11 protein-coding genes are annotated in these 10,772 nt (G+C 66.1%); 6 read left to right on the top strand and 5 right to left on the bottom strand.

Annotation, left to right across the window (positions count from 1 at the left end):
• Nucleotides 1–165: 165 nt before the first annotated feature.
• From P9230_RS27695 to P9230_RS27680, 4 genes are all read right to left on the bottom strand, one after another.
• Nucleotides 166–1,695, bottom strand: a complete 1,530-nt coding sequence (locus P9230_RS27695; RefSeq protein ID WP_278121290.1) for a YifB family Mg chelatase-like AAA ATPase — start codon at nucleotides 1,693–1,695, stop codon at nucleotides 166–168.
• Between the two features lie 145 nt (nucleotides 1,696–1,840).
• Nucleotides 1,841–2,782 (bottom strand): glutathione synthase, encoded by a 942-nt coding sequence (gshB, locus tag P9230_RS27690; RefSeq protein WP_278052101.1) that lies wholly within the window; start codon nucleotides 2,780–2,782, stop codon nucleotides 1,841–1,843.
• Between the two features lie 67 nt (nucleotides 2,783–2,849).
• Entirely contained in the window at nucleotides 2,850–3,224 is a 375-nt protein-coding gene (locus tag P9230_RS27685; protein ID WP_067323734.1) for a GtrA family protein, read from the bottom strand.
• A complete protein-coding gene (locus tag P9230_RS27680) occupies nucleotides 3,224–4,234 on the bottom strand; it encodes a glycosyltransferase (protein ID WP_278121289.1) in 1,011 nt (336 codons plus the stop codon). Before P9230_RS27680 ends, P9230_RS27685 begins: the two co-directional genes overlap by 1 nt.
• Before the next feature lie 242 nt (nucleotides 4,235–4,476).
• On the opposite strand from P9230_RS27680, the gene P9230_RS27675 reads away from it, so the two are divergent.
• From P9230_RS27675 to P9230_RS27650, 6 genes are all read left to right on the top strand, one after another.
• On the top strand, nucleotides 4,477–5,826 hold the full coding sequence (locus P9230_RS27675; RefSeq protein WP_278121293.1) for an EAL domain-containing protein: 1,350 nt from the start codon (nucleotides 4,477–4,479) through the stop codon (nucleotides 5,824–5,826).
• A 153-nt stretch (nucleotides 5,827–5,979) separates the two neighbouring features.
• The gene (locus P9230_RS27670; protein WP_127239415.1) at nucleotides 5,980–6,747 is read left to right on the top strand and encodes an SDR family oxidoreductase; all 768 of its coding nucleotides are present in this window, start codon (nucleotides 5,980–5,982) and stop codon (nucleotides 6,745–6,747) included.
• Entirely contained in the window at nucleotides 6,744–7,679 is a 936-nt protein-coding gene (locus tag P9230_RS27665) for a 2-dehydro-3-deoxygalactonokinase (RefSeq protein WP_067323736.1), read from the top strand. The genes P9230_RS27670 and P9230_RS27665 overlap by 4 nt, the downstream gene beginning before the upstream one ends.
• Nucleotides 7,676–8,314, top strand: a complete 639-nt coding sequence (locus P9230_RS27660; protein ID WP_095827319.1) for a 2-dehydro-3-deoxy-6-phosphogalactonate aldolase — start codon at nucleotides 7,676–7,678, stop codon at nucleotides 8,312–8,314. The genes P9230_RS27665 and P9230_RS27660 overlap by 4 nt, the downstream gene beginning before the upstream one ends.
• The gene (locus P9230_RS27655; RefSeq protein WP_164746632.1) at nucleotides 8,314–9,186 is read left to right on the top strand and encodes an SMP-30/gluconolactonase/LRE family protein; all 873 of its coding nucleotides are present in this window, start codon (nucleotides 8,314–8,316) and stop codon (nucleotides 9,184–9,186) included. The genes P9230_RS27660 and P9230_RS27655 overlap by 1 nt, the downstream gene beginning before the upstream one ends.
• 93 nt (nucleotides 9,187–9,279) lie before the next feature.
• On the top strand, nucleotides 9,280–10,344 hold the full coding sequence (locus tag P9230_RS27650; RefSeq protein ID WP_127239413.1) for a D-alanine:D-lactate ligase-like protein: 1,065 nt from the start codon (nucleotides 9,280–9,282) through the stop codon (nucleotides 10,342–10,344).
• A 132-nt stretch (nucleotides 10,345–10,476) separates the two neighbouring features.
• Here the strand turns inward: P9230_RS27650 and P9230_RS27645 are convergent, their stop codons facing one another.
• Entirely contained in the window at nucleotides 10,477–10,764 is a 288-nt protein-coding gene (locus tag P9230_RS27645; RefSeq protein ID WP_127239412.1) for a DUF1330 domain-containing protein, read from the bottom strand.
• Nucleotides 10,765–10,772 lie beyond the last annotated feature (8 nt).

Genomic DNA, 10,772 nt, shown 5'->3' with positions numbered 1-10,772 from the left:
GCGCCGGATTTCGACAAGTCGATCGCCTTCCAGGCCGCCTGCGACCTGGTGTTCAAGGGGACAGTCCAGCCCAACGGTTACACCGAGCCGGTGCTGCATGCGCGCAGGCTGGAGCTGAAGGCGAAGGACCGGGCGGGGTAGCGCCGGAAATCCGCGCCAGGGACCTTACGCCGCCTGCGCCATGCGCTCCGCGCTCATGCGGTAGGAGATCGCCTCGGCGAGATGGATGCGGCCGACGGTTTCGCTGGCGTCGAGATCGGCGAGCGTCCGCGCGACCTTCAGCACGCGGTGATAGGCTCGCGCCGAGAAGGCGAGCTTTTCGCTGGCGTCCTTGAGCAGCGTCAGCCCGGCGGCGTCGGGCCTGGCGATCGCCTCGACGACCGAAGGCGGGCAGTGCGCGTTGGTGGTGGCCGCCGCACCCAGCCTTTCCAGCCGCTCGCGCTGCATGGCCCGGGCGCGCGCCACGCGCTGCGCCACAGCGGCGCTGGTCTCGGCCTTGTCCGGCCGGATCAGGTCGCTTGCCGAGACCGCCGGCACCTCGATCCTGAGATCGATGCGGTCGAGCAGCGGGCCGGAAATGCGCGCCTGGTATTCGGTGCGGCAGCGCTCGCCGCGCAGGCAGCGATAGCCGGGCTCGCCCGACATGCCGCAGCGGCACGGGTTCATCGCCGCCACCAGCTGGATGCGCGCCGGATAGGTGACGCGGTGGTTGGCGCGCGCGATCACGCAGTCGCCGGTCTCCAGCGGCTGGCGCAGCGCGTCCAACGTCTGCGGCGTGAATTCCGGGAACTCGTCGAGGAACAGCACGCCGTGATGCGCAAGCGACACTTCGCCCGGCCGCACGCGCAAGCCGCCGCCCACCATCGCCGCCATCGACGCTGAATGATGTGGCGCGCGGAACGGCCGTCGGTCTGTCAGCTTGCCTTCGCCGAGCTCGCCCGCCACCGACGCGATCATCGAGACTTCGAGCAGCTCCTTCGGCGCCAGCGGCGGCAGGATCGAGGGCAGCCTTTGCGCCAGCATCGACTTGCCCGAGCCCGGCGGTCCGACCATCAGGAGATTGTGCCCGCCCGCCGCCGCCACTTCCAGCGCCCGCTTGGCGCTTTCCTGGCCCTTGATGTCGGCAAGGTCCGGCAGATCGCGCGCGGCGACCTGGATGCCGGCCTCGGGACGCGACAGCACCTGGGTGCCGCGAAAATGGTTGGCGATGGCGATCAGGCTGCGCGGCGCCAGGATATCGAAATCCTTGCCGGCCCAGGCTGCCTCCGGCCCGCAGGCGAACGGACAGATCAGCCCTTTGCCTTCGGCGTTGGCGCCGATCGCCACCGGCAGCGCGCCGGCGACAGCGGCAATGGTGCCGTCGAGCGACAATTCGCCGAGCACGACATAGCTGGCCAGCATATCGCCAGGAATGGCGCCGAGCGCGGCCATCAATCCGAGCGCGATCGGCAGATCGTAATGGCTGCCTTCCTTGGGCAGGTCCGCCGGCGCGAGATTCACCGTCACCTTCTTCGACGGCATCGACAGGCCGGAGGCATGAAGCGCGGCCTGCACGCGTTCCCGGCTCTCTGCCACCGCCTTGTCCGGCAAACCGACGATCTGCATGCCGACCTTGCCCGGCGCGATCATCACCTGGACATCGACCGGCACGGCCTCGATGCCCTGGAAAGCCACCGTGCGAATCCGCGCTACCATCTTGTCTCAAGCCCCCGGATACCGGCTCGCTCGCCGGTCCTGCGATCAGGCGGCGAGCGGGATCAGGTTAGACAACCACAGATTTGCAGCTTAAGCAAGAACATTACGGGAACATACGGTCCGCCCACCGGGCAGCTGAGGGGCGCTACTTCCGCTTCCCTTCCACGCAGTCCCAGAACAGGGCAGCAATGTCCGCGCCGCCGAAGCGCCGCACCTCGCGCACGCCGGTCGGCGAGGTGACGTTGATCTCGGTCATGTAGTCGCCGATGACATCGATGCCGACGAGGATGAAGCCGCGTTCCCTGAGCGCCGGCCCGATGCGGGCACAGATCTCGCGTTCGCGCTCCGTCAGCTCGGTCTTCTCGGCGCGGCCGCCGACATGCATGTTGGAGCGCGAATCGTGCTCGGCCGGCACGCGGTTGATGGCGCCCACCGGCTCGCCGTCGATCAGGATGATGCGCTTGTCGCCCTTGCGCACGTCCTTGAGGTAGCGCTGCACGATATAGGGCTCGCGGAACAGTTGGCCGAACATTTCGAGCAGCGAGGCGAGGTTGCGGTCGGCCTCGTGCAGATGGAAGATGCCCGCCCCGCCATTGCCGTAGAGCGGCTTGACGATGATGTCGCCGAACTCCTTGCGGAAGGCGGCCACCTCCTGGGGGTCCTTGGTGATCAGCGTCTCCGGCATCAGGTCCGGGAATTCGGTGACGAAGATCTTTTCCGGGCTGTTGCGCACCCAGGCCGGGTCGTTGATCACCAGTGTCTTCGGATGGATGCGCTCCAAAATGTGGGTGGTGGTGATGTAGTTCATGTCGAAGGGCGGGTCCTGCCTGAGCAGCACCACGTCCATCTCCGACAGATCGGTGCGCACCGGCTCGCCCAGCGAATAATGGCTGCCCTTCTCGTCGCGCACCTGCATCTCCTCGGCGCGCGCGAATACCTTGCCGTCCCGCATCGACAGCCGGTCGGGCGTGTAGTGGAAAAGCTGGTGGCCGCGCCGCTGCGCTTCCAGCGACAGCGCGAACGTGGTGTCGCCGGCGATCGACACCGTCGAGACATGGTCCATCTGGACGGCGATTTTCAACGGCATCTCGGGTCTCCGGCAATCTCTGCCGCCGATATAGGGAAATCGGCGGCTTCTGCCAATCGGCCAGAGATTATCGGTCGAAGACCAGCCGGGAATAGCCGACGAAGGACAGCGCCATCGCGACCAGCGAGGCGACCGTCAGCGCCGCCAGCGGCGGCAGGGAGGGCAGCGCGAACAGAAGGGCACAATAGACGAGATAATTGACGATGCTGGTGGCGACGCCGACGCCGCCGTAACGCGCGCCTTCCTGCGCGATGCCTCGGCTCGACGGCGCAAAGGTCAGATGCCGGTTGATCTGCCAGGTGACGGTGAGTGCGAAGCCGATCGACAGCACGCGCGCCGCCAGCGGTCCGAGCGGCGTGACGGAAAGCAGCAGCCAGAGCGCGGCCGCATCGGCAACGAAGCCGATGCCGCCGGCAAGCACGAAGCGGGCAAGCCGGACCATCAGGCGGCTCGCGAGGCCTTGCCCGGCTCCCTCTTCGGGGAGGCCTCGCCGTTGAAGCCCGCGCGTCGCTCGATGCGGCCGGCAGGGATGGAAAGATAGAAGATGCGCTTCTGTTCGGCCCGGCCGCGCGACACCGAATCGAGGATCAGCCCGGTGACCATCGCCAGCATGGACAAGAGGAGCAGGCCAACCGACAGCACCCAGGTCGGCATGCGCGGAACAAGTCCTGTCTCGGCGAACTCGATCAGCACCGGGATCATCAGCCCGATGCTGGCCGCCAGGAAGAACAGGGCAAACGTGCCGAAGAAACGCAGCGGCTGCGTCTCCTTCACCAACATGGCGAACATCCACAGGATCCTGGCGCCGTCGCGGAAAGTCGACAGCTTCGACGATGAGCCTTCCGGGCGGCGGCCGTAGTCGAGCGCCATCTCGTTCACCGGCAGCTTGAGCTGCGAGGCATGGACCGACATCTCGGTCTCGATCCCGAAGCCGCCGGAAACCGCCGGGAAGCTCTTGACGAAGCGCCGCGAAAAGACCCGGTAGCCGGAAAAGATATCGGTGAAATCGGCGCCGAACAGGCCCTTGTAGAGCCGGTTGAAGATGCGGTTGCCGAAGGCGTGGCCGGAGCGGCCGGCGTCGTCGGTGACGCCCCGCCGGGTGCCCACCACCATGTCCGAGCGCTCGGTCAAGAGTGTGTTGATCAGCTCCGGCGCATCTTCCGGCGCGTAGGTGCCGTCGCCGTCCGCCATCACATAGATGTCGGCGTCGATGTCGGCGAACATGCGGCGCACGACATTGCCCTTGCCCTGGCGCGGTTCGCGCACGACGACCGCGCCGGCCGCGCGGGCCCTGAGCGCGGTCAGGTCCTTCGAATTGTTGTCGTAGACATAGATCGTCGCGGAGGACAGCGTCTCGCGGAAGCGCCGCACGACCTCACCGATCGTCAGCTCCTCATTGTAGCAGGGCAGGAGCACGGCGATCGCCGGCTCGTTGCGGACCTCGTGCGGCATGCCTATCTCCGGTGCCCGGGCCCAGCCGACCAGCCGCGCCAATGCCGGCGTCTCCGGGCCGCTTTACTATTTATTGAAGCTGTTAATGCCCGGTTTAAGCCTCCATCGCCAAAGACCCTGGACCGCCAGGCATGGCGCCAAGGCCCATTTTCGCGATCTTCAGAAAATCGATTTTCCGATACCTTTCCTAAACGCTTTGCTGCCAGTCTGGTTACAAATTCCCCCGTCAGAACAGGGACATGATGCAAACGACGTTTGGCACCGGGCAGCCAGGCAGGGAAAACGCGGATCTGGCCTTAACCGATCCGCTGACCGGGCTTGGCAACCATCGTCGCTTTTACGACAAGGTCGATCGCCTGATCAGCGACCGCGCCGACGATCCCGCGCCCTTCACCGTTGGCATCCTCGATCTCGATGGCTTCAAGCCGATCAACGACCTGTTCGGCCACAAGGCCGGCGACGACATCCTGATCCAGGTGGCTATGCGCTTGCGCGCCTCGATGGATGGCTACTCCACCGTCTGTCGCATCGGCGCCGACGAGTTCGCCTTCCTCTACCCGATGGTGTTCAGCGAGGAGCAGGCCGCCGAAAAATCGCGCATGCTGATCGAGATCCTGTCGGCGCCCTATGATGTCGGCGAGCGCACCGCCAGATTGTCGGCTTCGGTCGGCTGCTCGCTGTTTTATTCCGGCGACGAGACCACAGAGATCCTGATCAACAAGGCCGAGACCGCGCTCTACCACGCCAAGCGCTCGGGCCGCGGCCGCGTCGTCGTCTACACACGCGAGATGGAGGAGGCCGCCAAGCGCGTCACCCGCATCGAGCAGGCGCTGCGCCGCGCCGTCTCGGCCGGCGAGGTCGAGCCGCATTTCCAGCCGATCGTCGACCTCACCAGTCGCCGCACCATCGGCTTCGAGACGCTGGCTCGCTGGACCGATCGCGATCTCGGCATGGTGCCGCCGAGCGTGTTCATTCCCATCGCCGAGGAGCGCGGCATCATCGGCCCGCTGTCGCAGCTGGTGCTGCGCAAGGCGACCGAGGCGGCGCGCAACTGGCCGAAGGACCTGTTCCTGTCCTTCAACCTGTCGCCGTCGCAGCTTGTCGACCAGAACACCGGCCTGCATATCCTAGCGATCCTCGACCGCACCGGATTCGATCCGCGCCGGCTGGAGATCGAGATCACCGAAACCGGCCTGATGACCGACCCGGCTTCGGCCGAGAAGATCGTCGAGGATCTGCGCCGCGTCGGCATCCGCGTCTCGCTCGACGATTTCGGCACCGGCCAGTCGTCGCTCGGGCGCCTGCGCGAATTCCATTTCGACAAGCTGAAGATCGATCGCGCCTTCGTTTCCTCGATCCTCGAAGACCGCCCCTCGGAACACATCATCCGTGCCATTCTCGCCATGTGCGAAGGACTCGGCATGGACGTTGTGGCCGAAGGCATAGAGGAGGAAGCGCAGGCCGACCGCCTCGTCCAGTTCGGCTGCGCGGGTGGCCAGGGGTATCTGTTCGGCAAGCCCGTCGATGCCGACGCCACGCTTGGCTATCTGCGCGATTCCTATCGCGGCGCGCTGCGCGCCAAGGCGATCTGATCGACCAACCTGCGATCCAAGCCGACCCGTCTGCGCCTCACGGAAGCGCGGCTGCTATTTTGTCAGACATATTGCCGCCGAAATCGCCTTTTCACCCTTGCTCCCGGGGCTGGCATGGCTAGGATGCGCGCCGGCCAAAGGGAGACAGAAATCATGATGCCATCGGCGCGTTTCGCCGACCTCGACGGCGCCTCGGTGTTGATCACCGGCGGCGGTTCCGGCATCGGCGCGGCGCTGACCGAGGGCTTCATGCGGCAAGGCGCCAAGGTCGCCTTCATCGACATCGCCGACAAGCCCAGCACGGCGCTGGCCGACCGTCTGGAAAGGGAGCTTGGCCGGCGTCCGCTCTATCTCAAGACTGATCTGCGCGACGTCGAGGCGCTGCGCGCCGCGGTAGCGAAGGCGGCAAAAGCGCATGGCGATGTCATTGCGCTGGTCAACAATGCCGCGCTCGACGATCGCCATGAGGTGAAGGATGTCACCATCGAGTTCTGGGACAACAACCTAGCCATCAACCTGCGGCCGCATTTCTTCACCGCCCAGGCGGTGGCGCCGGGCATGAAGCGCGCCGGCGGCGGCTCGATCATCAATTTCAGCTCCACGTCCTACCTCATCAACCATCCCGATCTGCCGGCTTACACCGCCGCCAAGGCCGGTATCCTCGGTCTCACCAAAGGCCTTGCCGGCAAGCTCGGCGCCGACGGCATCCGCGTCAACGCGGTTGCGCCTGGCTGGGTGATCACCGAACGTCAGCGCGAGCTTTGGGTTACCGAGGAGGCGCTTGCCGCCCATGTCGCCAAGCAATGCATCAAGGAGCCTATGCGGCCCGACGACATTGTCGGCACGGTGCTGTTCCTGGCGTCGGACGCCTCGCGCATGCTGACCGCGCAAATGCTGATCGTCGACGGAGGCGTGCTGTGAGCGGCGCGCCTGCGGTCGCCGCCCTCGACTGGGGCACGACCAGGCTCAGGGCCTGGCTGCTCGACGGCGCGGGTCAGCTGCTCGCCGAGCGGCGCGGCGACGACGGCCTGATCACGGCGCGCGAAAAGGGTTTTGCGACGGTGCTGGAAGGCCATCTCGCCGCCATGGGCGCGCCGAAGTCCCTGCCCGTCATCATCTGCGGCATGGCGGGTTCCCGCCAGGGCTGGATCGAGGCGCCATACGTCACCGTGCCTGCCCCGATCGGCGCCATCTTGGCAGGTGCCGCCCGCATCGAAGGCGAGCGCCGCGACATCCGTATCGTGCCCGGCCTCGCACAGCGCCTCGCCGACGCGCCGGATGTCATGCGCGGCGAGGAAACGCAGCTTGCCGGCGCGAATCTGCCGCCAACGGGGCGCCACATCGTCTGCATGCCGGGCACCCATTCCAAATGGGTCGTGGCCGAGGACGGCGCGGTCGCCGGCTTCGGCACCTGGCCGACCGGCGAGTTGTTTTCGGTATTGGCCGCGCATTCGATCCTGAAACATTCGCTGGGCGAACATCCGGCACCGGTCACGGCGGATGGTCCGTTCTTCCGTCAGTGGTGCGAGCGGGCGCTGGGCGAAGGCGGCGACGTTACCTCAAAGCTGTTTGCGATCCGCGCCGCCGGGCTGCTGCAAGATTTGAAATCCGACGAGGCGGCGGCGTGCCTGTCCGGGCTGTTGATCGGCGGCGAGATCGCTTCGGCGAAGCGGCGCTACGGCATCAGTGAAGCGCCCGTCGTGCTGATCGCTTCCGGCGCGCTGGCTTCGCTCTATGGCGCCGCTCTTGGCTTCGCCGGTCTTGCTTTTCGGGTCGTCGATGCGGATGAAGCGGTGCGCGCCGGCCTTGTCGAAGCCGCGCGCGAGAACCGCATGATCGGAGGCGACGCGTGACGCAGACAGCACCCTTTCCGAGACTGAAACGCGGGCTGGTCGCCATCTTGCGTGGCCTCAAGCCGACAGAGGCGATCTCAATAGGCCAGGCGATCTTCGACGCTGGCATCGAGGCGATCGAGGTGCCGCTCAATTCGCCGGAACCGTTTTCGTCGATCACCAGGATCGCCGAAGTCCTTCCGGAAACCGCGCTGGTCGGCGCCGGCACGGTGCTGACGGCGGCCGATGTCGATGCCTTGCACAAGGCCGGCGGCCGGCTGCTGGTCAGCCCCAACATCGATGCCGATGTCATGGGCCGCGCCATGCAGTATGGCATGGTGACGATGCCGGGCGTGTTCACGCCCACCGAGGCCTTCCAGGCGATCAGGCTCGGTGCTTCGGCGCTTAAATTCTTCCCGGCAAGCGTGCTCGGCGCCGGCGGCATTTCGGCGATCCGCGCCGTGCTGCCGGCAACGGCGCTGATCGGCGCCGTCGGCGGTGTTTCGGACAAGGATTTTGCCGGCTACAAAGCCGTCGGCGTCAGCGTCTTCGGCCTGGGGTCGAGCCTTTATAAGCCGGGCGCCAGCGTCGATGAAGTGGCTGAGCGCGCCCGCGCCGCGGTCGCGGCCTGGGACGAAGCCTTCGGAGGGATTTGATGGACAGCGTTTCGGTCTTCAGCGATCACATTTGCCAGTTGGGGGAGGGACCGAGCTACGATCCCGGCACCGAGACACTGTTCTGGTTCGACATCGTCAATGGCAAGCTTCTGGAAAAGCCGCTCGCCGGCGCGCTGAAAATCCATGATCTCGGCGTGATGGCCAGCGCCATCGCCGTCATCGACGATGCCCGCCAGCTGATCGCCACCGAGATCGGCCTGCAGGTCCGCGATGTGGCGACCGGCAAGTTGACGCTGCACACGCCGATCGAAGCTGACAATCCGCTGACCCGCTCCAACGATTCCCGCGTCCATCCCTGCGGCGCGTTGTGGACCGGCACGATGGGCAAGGACGAGGGCAAGGGCGCCGGCGCGATCTACTGGTTCTTCAAGGGCGAGCTTCGCCGACTGTTCTCCGACATTACCGTGTCCAACTCGATCTGCTTTTCCGACGACGGGACGATCGCCTACTACACCGATACGGCGACCGGGCTTCTGATGCGCGTCGCTTGCGATCCGGCGACCGGCCTGCCGACGGGCGAGCCGAACATCTTCGTCGATCATCGTTCGCAAAAAGGCTATGTCGACGGCTCGGTCGTCGACCGCGACGGGGTGCTGTGGAACGCCGTCTGGGGCGGCAAGGCGGTGAAGGCCTATTCGCCGGACGGCATGCTGCTGCGCGAAATCCCGATGCCGGTAACCCAGCCTTCCTGCCCCGCCTTTGTCGGGCCGAACGCCGACCGCCTTGCGGTGACATCGGCCTGGAAAGGCAAGGACGACAAGCAGCGCAAGCTCGATCCTCAGGCCGGCATGACCTTCCTGCTCGACATTCCGGTCCGGGGCCGCTTCGAGCCCCGCGTGCTGATCGCCTGAGCGGCTTGCGCATTATCGCTCGCTCAGGTCGGTTTCCTGAAAGCCGATTGCAACCGCCATGCGATGGTAGCACCAGACTTTCTGGGAGCTTCCATGCCGAGCAACGGGCCGACGCTGATCCTTGTCCATGAGCCGGAGAGGGCTTGCTTCGACCGGCTGGTCGCCGACGGCTACCAGACGGAACGCGCAACCGAGATATCGTCCTATCTGGCGCAGTCGACCGACCTCGCGCCCGAATTCGGCCAGCTCGCCGCCGCTTGCGAAACGCGCGGCCTCACCTTGATGGCCGTCGAGCTGGACGACGCCGCGACCGTCTTGGCGAACGCCGATCCCGCCAAAACCCTGGTCTGGACGCTGACCGACGGCATCGCCTATTTCCGCGGCGGCGCTTCGCCTGCGCTGGCAAGGCTGAACGGACTGAAGACGATCGGCGCCGACGATTCGCTGTTCGCGCTCTGCCAGGACAAGTTCCGCTCCGGCGCCGTGCTCGGCGCGCTTGGCCTGCCGGTGCCGCCGGCCGGGCTGGCCCGAAATGGGAAATGGCTGGTCGAGCCGTCGGCCTCGTCCGCCGGCTGGTTCGTCAAACCAAACCGGCTCGGCGCCAAGATCGGCATCTGGCCGGATTCGCGCTGTCGCGATCTTGGTCATGCGCTGGAGCTCAGCCGGCGGGTCTTTGACCATTATCGCGACGATGTCGTCGTCCAGCCTTATGTCGCCGGCCGCAATGTGCGGGCAAGCTTCCTCGGTCTGAAGCCGGATACCGGCGTCGAGGCGCTCGGCATCGCCTTCGTCGAGTCCGGCGGCGACTTCCAGACCATGGCCGACTCCATGGCGCTCTACGGCGATAGCGGCCAAGCCGCCAGGGACGCAGGCACCTATGCCGAGCCGGAGCTCGAGCAGGTCGCCGCCAGCCAGCCGGCGGCCGATCGCGCGATCCGCGCCATCGCGCAGGAGCTGATCGCCGGGCTTGGCCTGAAGGACGTCTTCTCGGTCGACTTCAGGGTCGAGGCCGACGACACCGTCCATCTCATCGAGTTCGAAGTCTGTCCCGGCCTGCCCTGCTTCGATTTCCGCGACTATTGCCGCAGGCAATGGAGCATGAGCCTGGCGGATGCGATGGCGGAGACGGCGACCAGCCGGCTGAGGGTACAAGCTTAGGGAATTGGACCGGTCTGCGGCAGCGGAGCGGCTTTGAGACGCCGGCGGGACAGAGGGGGGCGCGAAGGATCGCTGCAAATCTTGCTCTGCGCACTCTTTGATCATGTCAAGGCAGGACGATGCGCCCTGGGCCTAAACCCCCTCGACCAGCACGATCTCGCCGTCAGCCACTTTCTGGCGAATGGCGACGGCGCGCTGATATTCCGGCGAGTGGTAGCAGTCATGCGCGGCGGCAAGCGATTCGAACTCGATGATCACGTTGCGCGCGCGGCCAGGCCCCTCGGCCTTCTCATGCTTGCCGCCGCGCGCCAGGAATTTCGCGCCGAAGCGCTCGAAAGCCGGTTTGGCGGCGGCGACATAGTCCTTGTATCCTTCCGGGTCGCGCACATCGACGCGGGCAACCCAATATCCCTTTGGCATCATTTTCT

Origin of the sequence: Mesorhizobium sp. WSM4887 (assembly GCF_029625865.1) — a bacterium.
Taxonomy (GTDB): Bacteria; Pseudomonadota; Alphaproteobacteria; order Rhizobiales; family Rhizobiaceae; genus Mesorhizobium.
This window is presented reverse-complemented; position numbering and strand designations above follow the sequence as displayed.